General features: G+C 41.0%; 19 protein-coding genes. 14 read left to right on the top strand and 5 right to left on the bottom strand.

The window, feature by feature from the left end; all coding sequences use genetic code 11:
* Positions 1-22: 22 nt before the first annotated feature.
* A complete protein-coding gene (locus MHI58_RS05185; protein WP_045034721.1) occupies positions 23-1,462 on the bottom strand; it encodes a PLP-dependent aminotransferase family protein in 1,440 nt (479 codons plus the stop codon).
* 142 nt (positions 1,463-1,604) lie between these two features.
* Between MHI58_RS05185 and MHI58_RS05190 the strand changes: the two genes are divergently transcribed.
* The 7 genes from MHI58_RS05190 to MHI58_RS05220 all read left to right on the top strand — a co-directional run bounded on the left by MHI58_RS05190 (position 1,605) and on the right by MHI58_RS05220 (position 7,976).
* Entirely contained in the window at positions 1,605-2,774 is a 1,170-nt protein-coding gene (locus MHI58_RS05190) for an MFS transporter (RefSeq protein WP_045034720.1), read from the top strand.
* A 62-nt stretch (positions 2,775-2,836) separates the two neighbouring features.
* Complete coding sequence (locus MHI58_RS05195; protein WP_045034719.1) at positions 2,837-3,115, top strand: barstar family protein; 279 nt, start codon at positions 2,837-2,839, stop codon at positions 3,113-3,115.
* A gap of 155 nt (positions 3,116-3,270) precedes the next feature.
* Positions 3,271-4,221, top strand: coding sequence for an ABC transporter permease (locus MHI58_RS05200; RefSeq protein WP_045034718.1), 951 nt, complete (start codon positions 3,271-3,273; stop codon positions 4,219-4,221).
* A complete protein-coding gene (locus MHI58_RS05205; RefSeq protein WP_045034717.1) occupies positions 4,214-5,164 on the top strand; it encodes an iron chelate uptake ABC transporter family permease subunit in 951 nt (316 codons plus the stop codon). Before MHI58_RS05200 ends, MHI58_RS05205 begins: the two co-directional genes overlap by 8 nt.
* Entirely contained in the window at positions 5,155-5,913 is a 759-nt protein-coding gene (locus tag MHI58_RS05210) for an ABC transporter ATP-binding protein (protein ID WP_019743341.1), read from the top strand. The genes MHI58_RS05205 and MHI58_RS05210 overlap by 10 nt, the downstream gene beginning before the upstream one ends.
* Before the next feature lie 22 nt (positions 5,914-5,935).
* Positions 5,936-6,880: a siderophore ABC transporter substrate-binding protein gene (locus tag MHI58_RS05215; RefSeq protein WP_045034716.1), complete on the top strand. Its 945-nt coding sequence runs from the start codon at positions 5,936-5,938 to the stop codon at positions 6,878-6,880.
* Between the two features lie 139 nt (positions 6,881-7,019).
* Complete coding sequence (locus tag MHI58_RS05220; protein ID WP_007499147.1) at positions 7,020-7,976, top strand: LCP family protein; 957 nt, start codon at positions 7,020-7,022, stop codon at positions 7,974-7,976.
* Between the two features lie 34 nt (positions 7,977-8,010).
* Here MHI58_RS05220 and MHI58_RS05225 read toward each other — a convergent pair whose 3' ends face one another.
* Together MHI58_RS05225 and MHI58_RS05230 are read right to left on the bottom strand one after the other, a co-directional pair.
* Positions 8,011-8,445, bottom strand: coding sequence for a hypothetical protein (locus MHI58_RS05225; protein WP_045034715.1), 435 nt, complete (start codon positions 8,443-8,445; stop codon positions 8,011-8,013).
* An 85-nt stretch (positions 8,446-8,530) separates the two neighbouring features.
* Complete coding sequence (locus MHI58_RS05230; protein WP_017360224.1) at positions 8,531-8,893, bottom strand: hypothetical protein; 363 nt, start codon at positions 8,891-8,893, stop codon at positions 8,531-8,533.
* A gap of 159 nt (positions 8,894-9,052) precedes the next feature.
* Here MHI58_RS05230 and MHI58_RS05235 point away from each other — a divergent pair, with 159 nt between their 5' ends.
* Complete coding sequence (locus tag MHI58_RS05235) at positions 9,053-9,670, top strand: TVP38/TMEM64 family protein (protein ID WP_017366969.1); 618 nt, start codon at positions 9,053-9,055, stop codon at positions 9,668-9,670.
* Positions 9,670-10,182: a signal peptidase I gene (lepB, locus tag MHI58_RS05240; RefSeq protein WP_007499139.1), complete on the top strand. Its 513-nt coding sequence runs from the start codon at positions 9,670-9,672 to the stop codon at positions 10,180-10,182. The genes MHI58_RS05235 and lepB overlap by 1 nt, the downstream gene beginning before the upstream one ends.
* 239 nt (positions 10,183-10,421) lie before the next feature.
* Here lepB and MHI58_RS05245 read toward each other — a convergent pair whose 3' ends face one another.
* Positions 10,422-11,564: an AbrB family transcriptional regulator gene (locus tag MHI58_RS05245; RefSeq protein WP_045034757.1), complete on the bottom strand. Its 1,143-nt coding sequence runs from the start codon at positions 11,562-11,564 to the stop codon at positions 10,422-10,424.
* A gap of 276 nt (positions 11,565-11,840) precedes the next feature.
* Here MHI58_RS05245 and MHI58_RS05250 point away from each other — a divergent pair, with 276 nt between their 5' ends.
* From MHI58_RS05250 to MHI58_RS05260, 3 genes are read left to right on the top strand one after another with little or no spacing between them, the layout of a single operon-like run.
* Positions 11,841-12,263: a BlaI/MecI/CopY family transcriptional regulator gene (locus tag MHI58_RS05250; protein ID WP_007499135.1), complete on the top strand. Its 423-nt coding sequence runs from the start codon at positions 11,841-11,843 to the stop codon at positions 12,261-12,263.
* Positions 12,256-13,095: a M56 family metallopeptidase gene (locus tag MHI58_RS05255; RefSeq protein ID WP_017360221.1), complete on the top strand. Its 840-nt coding sequence runs from the start codon at positions 12,256-12,258 to the stop codon at positions 13,093-13,095. The genes MHI58_RS05250 and MHI58_RS05255 overlap by 8 nt, the downstream gene beginning before the upstream one ends.
* A gap of 57 nt (positions 13,096-13,152) precedes the next feature.
* On the top strand, positions 13,153-13,563 hold the full coding sequence (locus tag MHI58_RS05260) for a DoxX family protein (RefSeq protein WP_008348626.1): 411 nt from the start codon (positions 13,153-13,155) through the stop codon (positions 13,561-13,563).
* Between the two features lie 192 nt (positions 13,564-13,755).
* Here the strand turns inward: MHI58_RS05260 and MHI58_RS05265 are convergent, their stop codons facing one another.
* A complete protein-coding gene (locus tag MHI58_RS05265; RefSeq protein ID WP_007499129.1) occupies positions 13,756-14,202 on the bottom strand; it encodes a ferritin-like domain-containing protein in 447 nt (148 codons plus the stop codon).
* Positions 14,203-14,368: 166 nt separating this feature from the next.
* Here MHI58_RS05265 and addB point away from each other — a divergent pair, with 166 nt between their 5' ends.
* Both addB and addA read left to right on the top strand, forming a co-directional pair.
* Positions 14,369-17,878: a helicase-exonuclease AddAB subunit AddB gene (gene addB / locus MHI58_RS05270; RefSeq protein WP_045034713.1), complete on the top strand. Its 3,510-nt coding sequence runs from the start codon at positions 14,369-14,371 to the stop codon at positions 17,876-17,878.
* On the top strand, positions 17,856-21,560 hold the full coding sequence (gene addA / locus MHI58_RS05275; RefSeq protein ID WP_368004381.1) for a helicase-exonuclease AddAB subunit AddA: 3,705 nt from the start codon (positions 17,856-17,858) through the stop codon (positions 21,558-21,560). The genes addB and addA overlap by 23 nt, the downstream gene beginning before the upstream one ends.
* Position 21,561: the final 1 nt, after the last annotated feature.

Genomic DNA, 21,561 nt, shown 5'->3' on the forward strand with positions numbered 1-21,561 from the left:
GAAGAGAGACTTCCAGGCTTTTTTAGATGTGCAGTGTTTGCTTTAATCGGCGTACACCTTCTCGAATCATGGCTTCATCCGTACAGGCAAAACCAAGCAGCAACCCTTTCCTTTTGCTTTCATAACAATAGGGGCTTAATGGATAAATGCCGACACCTGCCGCTTTTGCGGCCTCAATCGTGCCTTGTTCATCAAAGTCTGATGTTCCTTCCAAAAAGACGTGAAGGCCTGTATCGGTTCCATATAAACGGAAGTGTTTGTCAAAGTGATGTGTCAAAAGAGCATCCATCATCGCTGCCTGCCGTTTTTTATACACCTGTCTCATCCGCCTGACATATCGCGTAAACTCTCCTTCTCTGAAAAAAGAGGCAAGAGTGATTTGCTCCATGATCGGCAGCTGTCTTTGAATAAGTGATTGCAGTGCAGCGATTTCTTTAATGACTGCTTTGGAGCCGATGATGGCAGCAAGGCGGATGCCTGGAGCAAGTACCTTGGAAAAACTGACAATATAGATCACATGATCGGGTGCTTCTGAAAATAAAGAAGGAAGCGGTCCGCCATGATAACGATAATCCCCATCAAAATCATCTTCTAATATGTAAGATTGAGCCTTCGCAGCAAACTGCAGCAGCTCCCGTCTTCTATTGACGCTCATACAGACACCGGTTGGCCGCTGATGAGAGGGCGTTACAGCGATCAGCTTTGTACGTTCTGGCAATGTATTCACCATCATTCCTTCTTCATCGACTGGTGCGGGGTAAATAGTCATTTCGCGATGTAAAAAGGACAACCTTGCTCCAGGAAAACCAGGATCTTCAACAGCTACTGTATCTCCTTTTTTAAGCATGACTTGTGAAATTAAGTCAATGGCTTGCTGTGTGCCCCCTGTTAACACTATTTGGTCTTCTTCTATATCAATGCCGCGTTCAACCGATAAGTATTGGCGAATTTCTGAACGCACTTCCCATAATCCATGCGGAGAAGAATAGCCCCAATCTTTCATATTTAAGCGCTGTAATGCTTTTAGAAGCGAGCGTTTCCATATGTTTTGAAAATGGTCGTCGATGGCTGGTTCTTGATGGCGGAAATCAATCTCAAGTGTGTCATGAAATTGATTGGCCGAGAGCCAGTGATCCATTTGTTTTTCAGCCTCGTCAAAGTGAGGTCTTATCGGAAGTGCAAAAGGCGGTTCGTTTTGATGTGGGGGAGAAGCAGCATAGTGATTACTTGAAATGACCTTTGTCCCGCCTCTTCTAGAGGTGCTGACATAGCCTCTTGCCAGCAGTTCATCATAGGCAAGCTGTGCGGTGGATCGAGATACGTTGAGCTCTTGTGCTAATACTCTTGTCGGAGTCAACTGATCATCAGGATTCAGTGTGTTTGTATGAATTTTTTGAATGATGCCATTGACGATTTGCTGCCAGAGCGGGGTAGAGCTGGAACGGTCTAAATGAATGTACACAGTGCACCTTCTTTCCTTTGTCTGTCATCATTGATGATGACATGGAATTATGGACTGGTCAATAGCTTCATTTTTGGATATGGGAAGAAATCCAAATGATGTGTACACTGGTTCATATCATTTACACAGAGGAGAGAGTCCCATGATTCCTGCATCAAAAGAAGAAACAGCACAGCTATCCATGATTCCGTTTGTGTTCGTTTTATTTAGCCTTTTTATGATTACAACAGCAGTGAACCTGCAAGTCCCTCTTTATACGGAATATGCAGAGCAGGCAGGATACGGAAAGGCGTCAACAGCCCTTGTGTTTGCTGCGTATGTTTTCGGACTGATTCCAGTATTATTGTTACTTGGCGGCATGTCTGACCGGGCAGGACGAAAACCGATTTTATTGATCGCACTTTGCTTTTCATTATGTGCTACCCTGCTCATGATCGTGCATCCGACCATACAAATGCTCTTTGTCGCCCGGCTGCTACAAGGAGTGGGACTTGGGTTAAGTGTTGGCACATGTACTGCCTACTTGATTGCTTTATATCCAGAGAAATCGGGCTGGATCCCAACGTTTATCGCGTTATGCAGTTCAATTGGATTTGGGGGAGGTGCTCTTTTTACAGCGATTCTTTCTTTTGAGCAAGTGTCACTGACGCCTCTTAGCTATTGGATTGTGTTGGTCTTGATTATGTTGACGATTGTTGCTGTATTCTTTTTGGTGCCGCCTGTACAAGGGGAGGCAAGTAAACCGCTAATGAACATGCCGAGGTTTCCAAAAGGGACAATGTCTGCGAACATAGCCATTGCTATCGCATGGTCTGTGTGCGGTCTTGTTATTTCGATTTTGCCAGCACAGCTTAAATTAAATGGCTATGAATTGTGGGTAGGCCCAGCGCTGTTTTTTATTAATATGGCAGGTGTTCTGATGCAGCCTTTTGTCCGAAAGATGAATAGCAGTGCAGCGCTTCGTATCGGTTTTATTTGTCTTCCATGTGGATATGGCCTGCTGTTATTCGGTGCTAATAGCGGGTCCATATTCCTTGTCCTTGCTGGAACTCTTTTAGCGGGCACAGCTTGCTATGGATTTACTTACTTAGGAGGTCTCCAGCTGATTGTTGAGAAAGGGAAGAAGGAAGCGGCTAGAGCCGTTGCTGGATATTACTTGTTTGCGTATCTAGGTCTTGGCATACCAAGTGTGTTCGTTGGTCTCTTTGCTGATATGTACGGTACTCAGACAGTGTTAACGCTCTTTTTCATGCTCGTGTTGGCTGCCTGTCTGATCTTGTTTAGTTTAAGTTTCAGAGAGAGGCAAAAGTGAAATGGATTCTTTCTCTTTCCTCTCCAATTCGTTTAAAATAAAGACAGAAGAGGGGGAGGGAAATGAAAAAAGTACAGCTAAATGGTGCGATGTGCAGATCACAAGAGGAGCTTCATGATCAACTAAAAACAGTGTTACAACTTCCTGATCATTACGGCAAAAATCTTGATGCCCTTTGGGACTGTTTAACAGGAGAAGTGAGCTTGCCTGTAGAGCTCACGTGGATTCATTATCAAGCAAGCAAAGACGAGCTTGGTGATTATGCAGAGAATTTGCGGCAGTTATTACAAGAAGCTGAAGAGGAACTGCAGGGGCAGTTTCAATTGAATATTGAAGCGTAAAAAGCAGCTGATTCCAAAAGCTGTTTTTTTTATGCGGTTTTCACCCTCATTCTACTATTGAATATTTCACTAAATATGATAATATATGAACTGTCGCTTAATTGATAATGATAATCATTTGTGGCAGAGAGCTTGATAGAAAGTGTGAACCCTGTATGAAGTTGTACCAATTAAGTTTGTTGTTTGTGTGTTTGGCATGTGCGTCGCTGTTTGTCGGAGTACAGGACCTGTCTCTTTTACAGTTGTTTCATCTATCAGATGAACAAATGAACACCTTATTTTCAAGTCGCATCCCGCGGCTGATGAGTATTGTGCTTGCTGGCATGAGCCTGAGCTTATGCGGTTTTATTATGCAAAGCATGACGAGAAATAAATTTGTCTCTCCAACGACTGCAGGAACAATGGATTGGGCCAAGCTGGGTATTTTAACCGCCATGCTTGTTTTTACACAGGCAAGCCCGCTGATGAAAATGGCGATTGCGTTTTTATTTACGTTAGCTGGCAATCTATTATTTTTAAAAATTTTACGCCATATTAAGGTGAACGATACGATCTACGTACCGTTAGTCGGCTTAATGTTTGGCGGAATTGTCAGTTCAATTTCCACGTTTATAGCTTATAAATATGATTTGATCCAAAACGTATCCGCATGGCTGCAAGGAGATTTTTCTCTTATTGTTCAGGGGCGTTATGAACTGCTCTATGTGAGTGTTCCTCTATTGATCATCGCGTATTTATATGCTGACCGCTTTACAGTTGCTGGTATGGGTGAGAGCTTTGCCGTCAATTTAGGTTTAACGTATAAACGTGTCATGGCAGTTGGTTTGGTGATTGTTTCGATGATTACGTCTGTAACGATTTTGACTGTTGGCATGCTGCCATTCCTCGGCTTAATCATTCCGAATATTGTATCGATCTACCGAGGTGATCACTTGAAAAAAAGCCTGCCGCATACGGCTTTATTAGGGGCCATTTTTGTGCTCATATGTGACATGCTCGGAAGGGTGATCATTTATCCATATGAAATATCTGTTGGGCTTATGGTCGGCATCATTGGAAGTGCGATCTTCCTGTACATGTTATTAAGGAGGAAGCGCTATGCATAAGAAACGAACATTATTTCTCATTGCAGCCATTGCAGCCGTATTCGTTGTCATCTTCGTCACCTTTCAAATGGGGTACTGGGAGTACACAGTGCCGAGCCGTTTAAAAAAGGTGCTTGCCATGACTTTGACAGGAGGCGCAATTGCCTTTTCTTCTGTTGTGTTTCAAACATTGACCAATAACCGAATCTTAACGCCAAGCATTTTAGGGTTAGACGCGCTTTACTTGTTTTTGCAAACGGCGATTATTTATCTTTTTGGATCGACCAATATGATGATCGCGAATAAGAATCTGAATTTCTTTCTCTGCGTTGGATTAATGATTCTTTTTTCTGTGCTGCTCTATACGGTCATGTTCAAGCGCAAAAACAAGCATATTTTCTTACTCCTGCTTGTCGGGATTGTGTTTGGAACATTGTTCAAAAGTCTTTCTTCCTTTATGGAAATGCTCATTGACCCGAATGAATACCAAGTCGTACAGGACAAGTCCTTTGCCAGCTTTAATCACATGAACACAGATATTTTACTCTTCGCTTCTCTTTTATTTGCGGCACTTTGTCTTTATATATGGACCTTCCGCGCGAAATTAGATGTCATGTCGTTAGGAAAGGAACAGGCTGTGAATCTCGGGATTGACTATGACGGGATCACAAAAAAGATGCTGATCGTCATTGCCGTCCTTGTTTCTATTGCGACGGCCCTCGTCGGCCCGATTACGTTTCTTGGCTTACTCGTCGTAAATGTGGCAAGAGAGCTGTTTCGTACATATCGGCACACGTACTTGCTATTAGGCTCGTTTTTCATTAGTGTCATTGCGCTTGTAGGCGGGGAATTTCTTGTGGAAAAGGTATTTACGTTTCAAACACCGCTTAGTGTGCTGATTGATTTAGTCGGCGGACTGTATTTTATTTATCTACTTTTAAAGGAGAGTCGTTCATGGTCGTGATGAAGGGAGTCAGTAAGACATATAATGGAAAAACAGTGCTTCACGAAACAACTGTCAGTGTAAAAAAAGGACAGCTGACCTCTCTCATTGGTCCAAATGGCGCAGGCAAAAGTACGCTTTTGTCCATCATGAGCCGCCTGATTCAACCTGATACTGGGGAAGCTTATTTAGAGGACAAACCTTATCGTGCGTACTCTCCTCAGGAGCTTGCGAAAAAAATGAGCATCTTGAAGCAGTCGAACCACATGAGTGTGCGTCTGACCGTTCGTGAGCTTGTCAGCTTTGGCCGCTTTCCTTACTCTCAAGGCCGCTTGACAAAAGAAGATGAGAACATGATTGATGTGTCTCTTCAATACATGAGACTTGTCGAAATCCAGCATCAATATTTAGATGAACTAAGCGGCGGACAAAGGCAGAGAGCCTTTATTGCCATGGTGCTAGCTCAGGATACGGATTATATTTTCTTAGATGAGCCTTTAAATAATTTAGATATGAACCATTCAGTTGAAATGATGAAGCTGTTTCAGCAGCTCGTGAAAGATCTTGGAAAAACGATTGTTGTTGTTCTCCATGATATTAACTTTGCATCTGTCTATTCAGATCACATCGTCGCCTTAAAAGAGGGTCAGGTGATCAAAGAAGGAAGCGTTGATGAAGTGATTCAAACAGAAGCACTTGAACACATTTATGACATGCGCATACCAATCGAAGTCATTCGTGGTGAGCGTATTTGCTTATATTTTTCTTGAAAAAATGAAGAGGTGATCAATCATGAAAAAATGGATTTGGATGATAACAGTACTAACAGCGATTGCTGTCCTTGCTGCCTGTGGTAACCAAGGAAAAACAGCGGGAACGAATGAGGAAACCGTAACAGTAAAGGATATGTTGAATAAAGACGGTGTGAAGGTCAAGAAAAACCCGAAAAAAGTCGTTGTCTTTGATATGGGAAGTCTCGATACACTTGATAAGCTTGGTGTCAACGTGACAGCCTTACCAAAACAAGTGATTCCTCACTATTTATCTAAATATGAAAGTGACAAATATGAGAATGTCGGCGGGTTAAAAGAGCCAAACTTTGAGAAAATTGCAGAGATGAAGCCTGACTTGATCATTATTCAGCACCGTCAAGCAGATGCATTTGATGAATTTTCTAAAATTGCTCCGACGATTTATATGGATGTAGATAATGCAAACTATATGGATTCATTTAAAAAGAATGCTGAAACATTAGGAAAGATTTTTGATAAGGAAGACAAAGTCAAAAAAGAACTTTCTGCCATTGACCAAAAAGTGGCTGCATTAAAGAAACAAGCAAAAGAGTTAAAGAAAAATGGACTCGTCATCATGGCGAATGACAGCAAAATGACGGCATTTGGTCCTAAGTCAAGATATGGTCTGATCCATGATGTATTTGGGATCACACCAGCAGATCAAAAGCTAGAGCCATCTGATAAACATGGACAAAGCATTTCGTATGAGTATATGGTCAAAACGAACCCAGATTACTTATTTGTCGTGGATCGAGGCGCGGCGATTGGAGAAGAAACGTCTGCGAAACAGCTTGTTGAAAATGATTATGTGAAATCAGTCAAAGCGGTTAAAAACAATCATGTGGTGTATTTAAACTCTGACATGTGGTATTTAGCAGGCGGCGGCCTTGAATCATTGAATGCGATGATTGATGAAGTGAAAAAAGGAATTGAACAAAAGTAATGGATGAAAAGCTGCTTATTTTGAGCAGCTTTTTTATTGTGGATACATAAAAATATGTTGCGTGCAGGAAACTTTCATCAAAATATGTTATAGTGGAACCTACATTGTGAGACTAAGATAGAGTGAGGGTTCGGAAAGGATGAAGGAGAAAACAAGATCAAAAAGAAGGCTAAGACCTTGGGTGAAAGTCGTGCTGTTTATCATGGCATTTGTCATGATCATGGCAGTATCTGTCACAGGATACGCATACTATAAAATTTCAAAAGCGTCGAATAAAGCGCAAGTATCTTTAGAAAGAGGAGAGACCTCGCAAAAGCGTGTGAAAGCTTTTGATCCAGGAAAGGATAGCTTTTCGGTGCTGCTCTTAGGGATTGACAGCCGTCCAGGTGAAACGGTAGACGAAGCAAGAAGTGATGCGGTCTTACTGGCGACGGTGAATCGAACAGACAAAACGATCAAGCTCCTAAGTATTCCTCGTGATTCTTATGTTGATATACCGGGGAGAGGATATGATAAAATTGCTCACGCCCATGCGTTTGGGAGTGCAGATTTATCAGTCAAAACGGTAGAGAATTTGTTAAACATCCCGGTAGACTATGTGATTGCAGGAAACTTTAAGGCGTTTCAAGACATTGTCGATGAGCTAAATGGAATTGACGTAACGATTGAAGATGAAGGCATTGCAAAACAAATGGAAAAGGATTCGAAAGGAAAAGTTCATGTGGAAACAGGCACGCATACGCTCAGTGGTGAAGAAGCATTAGCGTTTGTGAGAACGAGAAAGGCAGATAGTGATCTCATGCGCGGAAAGCGCCAAATGGAAGCACTTCAAGCCATCTTTGAAAAATCCAAATCCATTTCTTCCATACCGTCTTATGACAACATCATTGATACACTTGGGGATAACGTCTCCACCAATTTATCCATGAAGCAGTTGATCGGTCTATTCCCTTTACTGAGTTCATTAAAATCAGTGGATACCATTCAGTTAAAAGGGCACGATTACCAGCCTGGGAATGTGTATTACTTTGAGTTAGATGGACCAGGATTAGAAGAAGTGAGACAAGAGCTGAGAAAACAGCTCGAATTGTCATAATTGAGAAAGAGCCTGCCACTGTGGCAGGCTTTTTTTAATAATAGATGGTTGCAGGCATCGTTGGGTACCATACACCATTTAAAGCAAGCGCCCAGCCATACACCTTTTGACCTGATTCAATCTTGTCCTTTACCGAAGTGAGCGCTTCGTATGAAAAGACTTGATAAGCCTGTCCGGTTTTTTTAGCGACAATGACCGATAGAATATTGTCATTGAATACACTTGGCTCTTCGTCCGTACTCGTCCAAGCAATTCGATTATAGTAATTCATGTTGAAAGGATTTTCGAGTGCTTTCACTTCAAACTTCACTCGTTTTCCAACGATAGAAACCGTTGTATAGGCTACACTTGTTATTTGTGCAGATGCTGCTGGGGCTTGTTTTCCTGTTTGCAGTGGTTCTAATGCTGACACTGTGCTTGGCACAAGTAATCCTGCTGCTAAGGTGAGTGCTGTTATTTTTTTGAACATGAGTTGAAACCTCCTAATTTTTGGTATAACAATCAATTCGCCAAAAACTGAAGAGTCCCTTCTGAAAATGTAAAATATAACCATATCATTTTCCTGAATGGAGGAAATAATGGGTGAGCATTTCCTCTACACGATGACGTATACGGGGATTAAAATATTTATGCTTTTCTTCATAGCCATTTATCAGAAATAAATATGTCGTAAATCCTTCATCGTGTTCAATTTGCTGTACGTTCATTTTTTCTTTACGTAACTGTTGTTTCAGTTGATAAAGGGCTTTTTGTGCTTCTTTTAATGAAGAGGTGACTAGCTGAATATATGGTTCATTTAGTTTGAATGTTTGATGTTTTTTAAGGTACGTCAAATCACGATTGAGGATGGAGATGACCATTGGAAGAAAGATGGCCTGTTCCATCATCTGAAGCTGTACGCTTGATAATCTCGTCATGTCCATGCCTGCTTTCTTTATTTATAGAACATTTGTTCTTATTTATTATATCGGATGAGTTAAAAAATCTCAAGGGGGGGCTGAGAGGGATTCATTTGTATATTTTTATGTTTTCCATGTAAAATGAAAGATAGACAAACCTTGAAGGAGTCAAACAAGTTGCCATTATTTCTTTCTATATTTACTCATGAAAATATCACATCATTTTTTGAAAGCTACAAGGCTTTTGGACCCATTGTGGCTATATTACTCCCTTTAATAGAAGCATTTCTACCGTTTTTACCTCTCGTGGCATTTGCGGTGGCCAATGCAAATGCTTTTGGGCTATGGGAAGGCTTTTTATTGACCTGGATTGGTGCAAGTGCAGGATCTATCCTTGTCTTTTTACTGATCAGAAAATTTGGACAGATGAGGATGTTGAACTTTATTAGCAGACACCCTTCTATTCAAAAGCTAATGCTTTGGGTTGAAAAGCGGGGATTTGGTCCGTTATTTATTTTACTCTGCTTTCCTTTTACACCTTCTGCTGCCGTTAATGTCGTAGCAGGTCTATCAAGAATCAGCGTCTGGCAGTTCTCATTAGCTGCTTTATCAGGGAAGTGTGTCATGCTCTTTATTATTAGTTTTATTGGCTATGACATTTCAGCTTTAGTAAAGAATCCGTTAAGAAGTGTTTTTGCGGTTCTAGTCATTGCTTTATTATGGTATGTTGGAAAGAGAGTAGAAAATAGGTTGAATATTCGGATGAGTCAGCGTGAGGACAAAGGAGGCTCTTAATGAAAAAGAAGCCATTGCTATGGTTCATGATTATTACATGCATCGTCTTGTTGTTCCAAGTAAAGAATTTCATGTTTGTCACGTACAAAGTAGAAGGGGTTAGTATGGACCCGACATTTACAGATGGAACAGAATTATTAATTAACAAGTTCTCGCCAAAACTCACGAAAATTAGCCGGTTTGACTATGTGTTATTTCATGGCCCTAAAAATCAAATCTTGATCAAACGGGTCATTGGACTTCCAGGAGAAACAATCAAATATGAAGATGATCAACTGTTTGTTGATGGTGTAAAATGGAAAGAGCCGTATTTAAAAGAGCAGAAAAAACATAAAATGGGCAACGTCCTAACAGGTGATTTTCAGCTGAAAGCCATCACCGGTCGTCAGAACATACAAAACAATCATTACTTCGTGATCGGAGATAATCGAATACATAGCTTTGACAGCCGGCATTTTGGAACGATCTCAAAGGATCAAGTAGTCGGTGTAAAAAGGAATCATGATGAATAAAAAAGAGCCGCTCTGCTTATGCAAAGCGGCTCAGCGTGTAGACAAACCCTCGCATTCGTTGTCATGTCTGCGCTCCAGTGCTCACGAATGTCAAATTCGCTCCGCTCTGGTGCTCGACCTTCCTAGACTTCAAAGGTTTTCTATCACGCTGAAAAGAAGACAACGGGCTAAAATCAACATCATTTTAGCCCGTTGTCAGACCATCTGAAAGCCGCTCTGCTTATGCAAAGCGGCTCTTTTTATTTAGCGGCTTTATAATCAGTCTGTCTTTTTGCCCAGACATGATGTAAGAAACGAAAAAACGGTGGCAGCATGGCGATGACCAAAATAATTCTAACGACTTGTACAGCCACAACAAATGTGGAATCCTCATGAAGTGTCACAGCTGTTGTGGCCATTTCTGCAATACCGCCAGGCGAAAAAGCAAGAATGGCCGTAATGACAGAAATACCTGTTATTTCTGCGATGGCAATTGAACTGAGAACGGTCGCAGCAATCAATCCGGCTGAGCTGACGACGGCCACAATCAAGGTATTTTTTAGCCCGACAAACATTTGTTTATTCATTTTTGACCCGATGGTTGCCCCTAGAAATACCTGTGACGCAATGTTCGCTTGGGCTGGCCAGTAAGGAATCAAATCATGACCTGTCAAGGCGCCTGCCCCTACTTGGAGAGCCGCCACACCTAACATACTGCCGATCAGCCAAGGGGCGGGAAAGTGAAGACGCACGGCTAGGCGAGACATCAGCCATGCCCCTAAAATGAGTGCAACAGTCCAAGAAATGTTTGATATTGTGAAAACGCCTGATGAGAAGGCGCTGCCTTGGGCGACTACCACATCTGATTGGCTTTTTGTATTTAAATAAAATACCGTAAATGGAATGGTCAGTACGACCATTAACACACGTATCGTTTGTACAAGACTCACTACAGCTGTATTTGCTCCAACCTCTTGGGCGATGCCCGGCATAGCGGAAAGACCGCCGGGGGCAGTGCCGACAAAGCTGGTCAGCATATCTGTTTTACTCAGCTTCCATAAGACAAACCCGGAGAGCATGGCTAATAAAATAGAAAAGACGAGCATGAAACTCACGGGAAGCCAATTTTCAGCGAAAATGTGAAGGACTTTCATGTTCATTTTTTGTCCTAGTTCGATTCCGAGAATGAATTGACCAAGGAGTAGCCATCTGCTGTGAATACGTAAGGTATTCTTTCCTTTACGCTGAAACAGGGCGGGGCGGCGCATGGCAATAAATGCAGCTGTCATTAATGTGCCAATCATCCAGCCGATAGACATCCCTGTTAGAGATAAAAGGAATCCACCTAAACCGCTTACCGCAATCAAAATGAGATCGGTTCGAAGGCTGTTTCCTTGCTTCATCACGTATAAACCTTCTTCCTGTATATTTGTTCAGTAAGTGAAATGTTGTTATCTTCACTATAATACAAAAGTCTCTATAAATAAAATACGAATTTTTTTAGTATTTTCATAAGATTAACTTATGTTTAACTCTGTTAGAAAAAAGATTGTTTTTGATATAAATGACATATAATTTTTGTCAAAAACAAATACAATATACAACGATTTTCCCCTATTTTTGTTATCTGTTGACTATCATTTTCAATTACACTACAATGCTTAGTGTGAGGTGATGACATGAAAATTCCTTCTTTTAAATATAACGAAAAGGGATTGAACCGCTTTTTCGGTCCTTTAGAAGGAAGGATTATGGAGATCCTTTATCAAGGTGAGGATATGCCGATTAAAGAGGTACAGCAGAAACTGTCAGATGAGAAGCCAATTAATTTCAACACGGTCATGACGGTACTCAATCGATTAACCGAAAAAGGAATTGTGGAAAAGAAAACAAAAGGGCGTTCATCTATCTATAACCCTGTTTTAACAAAAGAAGAATTTCTAAATGAGCAAACGAAATGGATTACTCAAGGACTGATGGATGATTTCGGCCCCCTTGCAGTCAATCATATGGTGGACGCAATTGAAAGTGCTGATCCTGAATTACTGAAGGTACTCGAAGCAAGGCTTGCATCCAAAAAAGAGGAGAAACGACATGATTAAAATGAAGTCGAGTCTGCTGTTTTTAGGCGGTATATTGATTGGCTTAGTGATCTTTTACCAGATGGGCTATTATGTACTCTCAAGTTTTTTTGGCTGGAATCAAGCATATAACCTGATCCATGTGTGTCAATCTGTTCTCGAATTTTATGGATTCACTCCTTTAAAGTATTTTCTGGATGCGTTCGTCTTGTATACGCTTGGTTTTGCCGTTTTCTATATGACGAAGCAGGTCAGAAAGTATCTTCATTTCAAAAGAAATATGATGATGGCAGTCGATCAACATTCAACGCAAAGTCTATCAGACAAGTATAGAAATGAGATCATTGTGTTTCATTGCCATGAACCGCTTGCTTTCGCAATGGGGATGCTTCGGCCAAAAGTGTATCTCTCAACAGCGCTTATAGACATGCTGGATGAAGGAGAAATCGATGCTGTTGTCTATCACGAATTACATCACAAATACAGCTACGATCCTTTAAAGACTTTCACTTTCTCTATGCTCACAAAAGTGATTTGGTACATTCCTGTGTTAAAGCATATGAGACAAAGTTACTCCGTTTTTCGTGAAGTCATTGCAGATGACTATGCCATTCAGCAGACAGGGACTGAGCTTGGAGTAGGGCAAGCCCTTTTGAAACTCATTAAAAATAGAACCCAGTTTCAAAAACAAACGAAATTTGCCGTGTCCTTTGGAGACCGAGCATTGAATTTAAGAATCCAAAAAATCTTAAACCCAACATACAACATACCGTTCAATGTACCACTTATCCCAATTGTGACATCAACCATCCTCATGTTGGTCTTAATGATTATGCTCAACTTAAATTACTAATTTTTTTTACGAATGAACATTACATGATGTAGTGTAAAAATGGGAGGAAATCACTATATGAAAACAAATCAAGAAATAGGAACACTTTTTGTACGCGTCATCTTAGGCATTATTTTCTTTTTACATGGGCTTCAAGCATATCAAGGTGGACTAGGAGGCACTGCTGCATTTTTTGGTCAAATTGGTGTCCCTGAATTTATGGCCTATATTGTCAAAACAATTGAACTAGTTGGTGGAATCGCCCTGATTCTAGGTTTAGGCACACGTCTTTTCGCAGCTTTATTTGTGCCAATTATGGCTGTAGCCATTATCACAGTTGGTTTTGCAAGAGGATTTGTGGGCGGTTATGAATTTGAACTTTCTTTAATGGTCATGGCGCTTTACTTGACACTTAGTGGCAGCAAGATGCTATCGATTGATGGATTGTTAAAACAACAGCAGCAAAGCAATGAAGCAAAATTTCATTAAATAACAAAAAACTCCTTCTGCGATTTGTAGCAGAGGAGTTTTTTTATGGTCAAAAGGTCGTTTTATCATTGAAAAAAGGAAAAGGGAAGAGGCGTTTTGATGATGACAGCCCTTTATTTCACATATTGAATGAGCAAAAAGGCAATTTCATTTTTTGACGGAACATACGATCTCCTATTAAAATAGGGGTAACTAAGAAACATGGTGCGTTAAAAGATATAGAAACCAGACAGCATGCTGCTGTTCATCTTGAGCAATACGTTTCATTAATTCCTTTGTTCCTTGATCACGGACATAGTCTGATACCGTTAAGTAAAAATCGACTGTTTTTTGTTCGTCTTTAAAGGCAAATAAGAGACCTTCCCTAAATTGGTCTGGACAAGGCTCTGTTATGCTTGGTTTGTGGTTTTTACCAGTCAAAGAATAGTATAGCTTTGTAAATAGCTGATAATGTCTGACTTCATCCTGACGTATTTCTTGAATGATTTTTTTCGCTTCAGGATTTTTTGCTTTTTGTGCAAGTTTTTCATAGCATTGGATCGCAGAATATTCGCCATTTATGGCCTTTTCAAGGTCTGCAATGATCCTTGTGTTTTGGCGCATGTCATATGGCGAGTAGTCATAATAACCGTAATACATGATATTGCCAGCCTCCTTTTAGATCATGATGGTTTATGATATGAAAAGAGTCGGGAAAGGTGCCTATTTTCTTTTCAATCGGAGGAGAAAGGGAAGGTGATAGGAAAATAGCTATTTACCTTTATTTTCGCTAGAATATGAGTACATAAGAAAGGTGTTGTGGAACGTGGAGATTCAGTTTTTAGCAGGCAGATCGGGGAGTGGAAAAACGACTGCAATTCTAGAAGAAATCAAAGAACAACTGCGGCTTGATCCGCTGGGTCCGCCAATCATTTTTTTAGTCCCGGATCAAATGACATTTTTAATGGAATATGAGCTTGCAAAAACGTCTGAAGCTGGTGGAATGATCAGGGCCAAAGTCTTTAGTTTTACTCGGCTTGCCTGGTCTATATTACAGCAGACTGGCGGTGCGAACCGTCAATTTGTCACAAGCACAGGGATTCAAATGCTCTTAAGAAAAGTAATAGAAGAACAGAAAGACAAGTTTAAGGTATTCAAAAAGGCGAGTGATAAACCGGGATTTGTTGAGCAAATAGAAAAGACGATGGCTGAATTCAAAAGGTACTGTATGATGCCGGAGGATATTGAAAAAATTTCGGCATCCAGTATGCATTCAGAGTATACAGAAGAAAGACGTGCGGCGGAAAAATTGCATGATCTTCATGTTCTTTATCAGCAGATGGAGCAGCATCTGCAAGATGAGTATGTGCACTCAGAGGATTACTTGACACTTCTGGCTCAGCAAATTCCTTTATCAGAAGAATTGAGAGGGGCACACATTTATATAGATGGTTTTTATCAGTTTACCCCCCAGCAGCTTCTTGTCATTGAACAGCTTTTGCTACATGCCGAAAAAATAACAGCTGCATTCACAGTGGATCGTTCCTATCATGACACGCAGCCAAATGAACTTGATTTATTTCGCATGACAGGTAAGACATATTCCCAGCTTTATCAGCTGGCCAAAGAGTGCGGAGCGGCTATTTCTGAGAACATTTTGGAGAGAAATAAGCGGCATCTTCATACCCCAGATCTAGCTTATTTAGAAAATCAATATGAACAGAGACCTTTGCAGCCGTATCAAGAAGAAACGCCTCACCTTACCGTATCGAAAAGTGCAAATAAACGAGCTGAAATTGAGGGAGTAGCGAGAGATATTCTTGATTTAGTAAGAGGTGAAGGTCTTAGGTTACGAGACATCTCAATTGTTGCAAGACATGTAGACGACTATAAAGATACGTTAAAAGAGGTGTTTCGAGATTACGATATTCCTTTCTTTATTGATGGAAATGAATCGATGCAGTATCATCCGCTCATTGAGTTCATTCGTTCGAGCCTCGATGTCATAAAAGGGAACTGGCGGTATGAGGCGGTGTTTCGCTGTGTGAAAACGGAGTTCTTATTTCCGCTTGAACTCGCTAAAAACAAAGCGAGAGAACAGGCGGATCAGCTGGAAAACTATTGTATTGCTTACGGTGTAAAAGGTGAACGCTGGACGAATGGTTCACGATTTCATTATCGCCGCTTCCAATCACTAGATGAAGATTTTGGACAAACCGATCAAGAAATAGAAATGGAGCAAATGCTGAATGATGTAAAAGAATGGATTGTTCCCCCTCTCTTTCAATTGCAAAAAAGATTGAAAAAAGCGCAAAAGCTAAGAGACATGGTGGAGGCAGTGTATGTCTTTCTAGAAGAAGCCCAAGTGCCAGAAAAGCTTGAAAAGGCAAGGCTTGAGGCAGAAGAAGCAGGCAGGTTAGCTGAAGCGATGCAGCATGGGCAAGTGTGGGATGCTGTCATTCAATTGATGGATGAATTTGTTGAAATGCTGGGCGAGGAGGAGCTCTCATTTCCATTATTTCAACAGATGATAGATACAGGACTGTCCTCTCTCAAGTTCGCTTTGATTCCCCCTTCACTTGATCAAGTGTTTATCGGAAGTATGGATTTATCCAGAATGTATCAAGTAAAGTGTACGTTTGTTATTGGAGTAAATGATGGAGTTATACCTGCACGGCCCTCTGATGAAAGTGTATTGTCTGAAGACGACCGGGAATGGTTAAAACGGGCAGGAGCAGAGCTGGCAGAGACAGGGAAGGAACGGCTGCTGGATGAACAATTTTTGATATATCAAGCGCTGTCCAGTCCATCGCACTACCTGTATTTATCCTATTCAACTTCAGATACGGAAGGGCGGTCTCTTTTGCCTTCGACCCTCATCAAGTATTGTGAGGAACTGATGCCAAACCATCAGCAAGCCCTCTATGTGTTAGATCCAGAGCAGTTGGATGATCAGGAGCAATTAAAATTTGTAACAAACGAGCATGTCTCGTTATCCTATACCGTTTCGCAGCTGCAACAATGGCTCAATCAATATCCGATCAGCGGCGTATGGTGGAGTGTATATAATCATTTGATGACCTCGTCCAACCGCGACGTATCAAAAAAAATCATGTCCAGCTTGTTCTTTACCAATAGAGCGAAACGTTTAAATCCGAATGTCACAAAAGAACTTTACGGTGACCATATTCAGGGCAGTGTTTCAAGAATGGAGAAATTCAATGCATGTGCATTTTCTCATTTTGCTTCCCACGGGCTAAAACTAAAAGATCGACAATTTTACAAATTAGAAGCACCTGATATCGGCCAGCTCTTTCACTCGGCTTTAAAACTGATTTCAGATACGCTTGTTGAACAAAAAAAGGATTGGAAAAACTTAACGAAGGAAGATTGTGTGACCTACTCAAGGCATGCAATTGAACAGCTGGCTCCACGTCTGCAAAAAGAAATTTTATTAAGCTCTAATCGGCATGCTTATATAAAAGAAAAGCTCCAAAAAATCCTCATCAGGGTGTCTTCTATATTAAGCGAACATGCAAAAGTGAGCGGATTCTCTCCGGTTGGACTTGAGTTAGGTTTTGGAGGTCAAGGACCTCTGCCGCCGTTTACTTTTCAATTAAAAAACGGCTGCACGATGGAGCTTGTTGGAAGGATTGACCGAGTGGATAAAGCAGAAGGATCAAAAGGACTTCTATTAAGAATTGTCGACTATAAGTCCAGTGAGAAGGGACTTGATCTAGCAGAAGTTTACTACGGTTTAGCCTTGCAAATGCTCACTTATTTAGACCTGACCATTACGTATTCTAAAGAATGGCTTGGCATGGAAGCGACACCGGCAGGAATTTTATACTTCCATATTCATGACCCGCTCATTCAAGCCCCTATTCCGCTCGCAGAGGATGCAATTGAGCAGGAAATATTGAAGAAATTTAAAATGAAGGGTCTATTGCTCGAAGATGTGGAAGCAGTGAAGTTGATGGATCAAACACTCGAATCAGGAAGATCACAAGTCATCCAAGCTGGTTTGAAAAAGGATGGTTCTTTCCGATCTGACTCTGCGGTATTAAGTGAAGATCATTTTCATATTCTCACAAAACACGTTCGGCGAACCTTTGAAGAGGCAGGAGAAAGAATTACAAGCGGTGAGGTAGAGATAAACCCATATAAATTAAAGGATCAAACCCCTTGCCGCTTTTGCTCCTTTAAGTCTATTTGCCAATTTGATGAATCAATAGAAGATAATGAATTTAGGGTGCTCACCTCTGAGAAGGATGATGTCATGTTAGACCGGATCAAAAAAGAAGGGGATCAGTATGCAAATACCAAAACCGAATAATAGTACTTGGACAGATGACCAATGGAACGCCATCGTTTCAGAAGGACAAGATATTCTTGTTGCTGCGGCTGCAGGGTCAGGGAAAACAGCGGTCTTGGTTGAACGGCTCATTCGAAAAATGACTCGGCCGGAGCAGCCAGTTGATGTGGACAGGCTGCTCGTAGTGACTTTTACCAATGCTTCAGCAGCAGAAATGAAGCACCGGATCACTGAAGCACTTGAAAAAGAACTATCTAAAAACCCTGGTTCCCTTCATATGCGGAGACAGCTGTCACTTATGAATCGTGCCAATATTTCTACCTTGCACTCCTTTTGTTTGCAAGTTCTCCGTACCTTTTATTATGAGATTGACATTGATCCAGGTTTTCGTTTGGCTGATCAAACAGAAGGAGAATTACTAGGAGATGAAGTGTTAGATGAACTGTTTGAGGATGAGTATAAGGCTGGAAAGCCGTCATTCTTTGAACTCGTTGATCGTTACACATCTGATCGGCATGATTTAGATCTTCAATGGCTTGTCAAAAGAATTTATGAGTTTTCTAGGTCACATCCAGCGCCCGAACAATGGATGCGGGCATTCCTTTCTCTTTATGATGTGGATACACAGACAAAGGTAGAAGAATTACCCTTTTATCCATATATCAAAGAGGACCTTTCTCTCGTTTTAAGAAGCTGTCAGGGACTGCTGGAACAAGCGCTCACTTTATCAAAAGAGCCGGGCGGTCCAGCACCGAGAGCAGAGAATTTTATAGATGATTTAGAGCAAGTAAATGAATTAATAAGGCATCAAGATGATTTTGAGACACTTTATAAGCTTTTACCAAATATCAATTTTAAAAGGTTAAAGACTTGCAAAGGGGATGACTATGACCCAGCTCTGTTAGAAAAAGCAACAGATGCACGCAATCAAGCCAAAAAACAATTAGAAAAACTAAAAGATGAATACTTTATGCGCAGTCCCGATCAGCATTTAAAAAGCTTGGCTGAAATGAAGCCAGTTGTAGAAACACTTGTAGAGCTTGTGATTCAATATGGAGAGCGTTTCGAAAGAGCCAAACAAGAAAAATCAATCGTAGACTTTTCTGATCTAGAACATTATTGTTTGCGCATTTTAGCGAAGCAGGACGCAGAAGGAAATCTCATTGAAACAGAAGCGGCTAAATACTATCAACAGCAATTTGAAGAAGTACTCGTGGATGAATACCAGGATACAAACCTTGTCCAAGAAACGATTTTAAAGCTCGTGTCTAAAGGAAAACATCCTGCCGAAGGCAACCGCTTTATGGTTGGTGATGTGAAGCAGTCCATTTATCGCTTTAGACTTGCAGAGCCGATGCTCTTTTTAAATAAATATAAACAATTTAAAGCAGACAGCAATGAAACAGGTAAAAGAATTGATCTAAATAAAAACTTCCGTAGCCGGGCTGATGTTTTAGACAGTACCAACTTTCTGTTCAAACAGCTGATGGGAGAAACGGTTGGAGAAATTGAATATGATGAACAAGCTGAATTAAAGCTTGGAGCGAGTTATCCGCAAAGCGAAGACACGACGACAGAAATGCTGCTTGTTCATTTAGATCAGCACGACACAGAAAGCGATGAAGAACGAGAAGAGCTAGAGACGGTACAATTTGAGGCGAGAGTGATTGCAAAGAAAATAAAAGAATTGGTAGAACAGCCTTTTCAAGTGTACGATGCAAAACAGCAGCTGACCCGCAACTTGCAGTATCGAGACATTGTGATCTTGCTTCGATCAATGCCGTGGGCCCCGCAAATGATGGAAGAGTTGAAGAAGCAGGGAATCCCTGTTTATGCGAATCTTTCCTCAGGCTATTTCGAAGCGACAGAGGTATCTGTCATTCTTTCTTTGTTAAAAGTGATTGATAATCCATATCAAGATATTCCGCTCGCTGCTGTTTTAAGGTCACCTCTTGTTCATTTAGACGAAAATGAGATGGCACTGATTAGAACCAGTGATAAAAAAGGCACTTATTATGACGCTGTGAAGGCATTTATGAGTGTGACACACTCTGATCATCCGACATGCAGAAAGCTGGAGCGATTCTTCCTTCAATTACGCAAATGGCGTGATTTTTCGATTCAGCATTCGGTAGCAGAACTGATTTGGGAAGTGTACCGAGATACACAATATCTAGATTATGTCGGCGGGATGCCAGGAGGTAAGCAAAGACAGGCAAACCTTCGGGCTTTATATGATCGGGCGAAACAGTATGAAAAGGCTGCATTTAGAGGGCTGTTTCGATTTCTTCGATTTATTGAAAGAATGCAAGAGCGTGGAGATGATCTTGGAGCGGCAAAAACGTTCAGTGAAACAGAGGATGTTGTCCGCATGATGACCATTCATAGCAGTAAAGGACTCGAATTCCCTGTTGTATTTACTGCAGGACTTGGCAGGAACTTTAACATGATGGATTTAAACCAGTCCTATTTGCTCGACAAAGAATTAGGCTTTGGCAGCAAATATATTCATCCTGAGCTGAGAATTAGTTATGCAACATTACCGCTGATCGCGATGAAAAAAAAGATGAGAAAAGAGTTATTATCTGAAGAACTGAGGGTTCTATATGTGGCGCTCACAAGGGCGAAGGAAAAATTATTTTTAGTCGGCTCTGTCAAAAATCAAGTGAAAGCTTTAAGCAAGTGGCAAAATGCCGCAAACGGAGACGACTGGCTCCTCCCTGATTTTGAACGTTATCAAGCGAGAACATACTTAGATTTTATTGGCCCTGCTCTTATCCGTCATCAAGCGATGTCTTCTCTTTTAGAAGAATCGAGAGAAGTCGTTCTCTCGCATCCATCATCATTTTCTATCACCTTTCATCAAGCGTCCAATCTTCTACAAGAAGACATGTCACTTGAAAAACAAAAACAAGACGAAGTGGTACAAGCATTAATGGAAGGTATGCCTGTTCAAGGATATGGCGATTACGAGGAGGAAGTATTAGAAAGACTTTCATGGCGTTATCCATATTTAGCGGCCTCCCAAGTAGGGACAAAGCAGTCAGTTTCTGAGATCAAAAGAATGAAAGAAATACAGGATGAATACAGTGTGCCTTCTTCCGTTCGAAAAGCTCGTGCGACACTGTACGAACGACCGGCTTTTATGAAGAAAAAAACACTCACAGCGGCAGAACAAGGGACGGCCATGCATACAGTCATGCAGCATATCCCTCTTCCTTCAAATGAACCATATGATGAATCTCGTGTAGAAGAGCTGCTCCATTCTTTAAAAGAGAAAGACTTACTAACAGATGAACAAATCCAGTCCATCAATCGAGAAGGAATTGTGGCCTTCTTTTCTACTGCTATTGGTCAAAAACTGCGGAAAGCGGACTGGGTGAAACGAGAAGTATCGTTTAGTATGGTTTTACCGGTTAAAGAGGTATACAGCCATATTGATGCAGAAGGTGAACCTGTGCTCATTCAAGGAATGATTGATTGTTTATTTGAAGCAGATGGCAAGCTCTATTTACTTGATTATAAAACAGATCGAGTGACTGGCAGATTCTCAGGTGGATTAGAGGAAGCTGAAGCGATGTTAAAAAAACGCTATGAAACGCAATTGGCGTTATATACAACTGCAGTAGAACGTTTAACAAACAGAACATTAGAGGAGAAAATCCTTTATTTCTTTGATGGAAATTTAGAAATTTCTTTATAGG

This window comes from Bacillus sp. FSL K6-2869 (assembly GCF_040869405.1).
GTDB classification, from domain to species: domain Bacteria; phylum Bacillota; class Bacilli; order Bacillales; family Bacillaceae; genus Bacillus; species Bacillus altitudinis.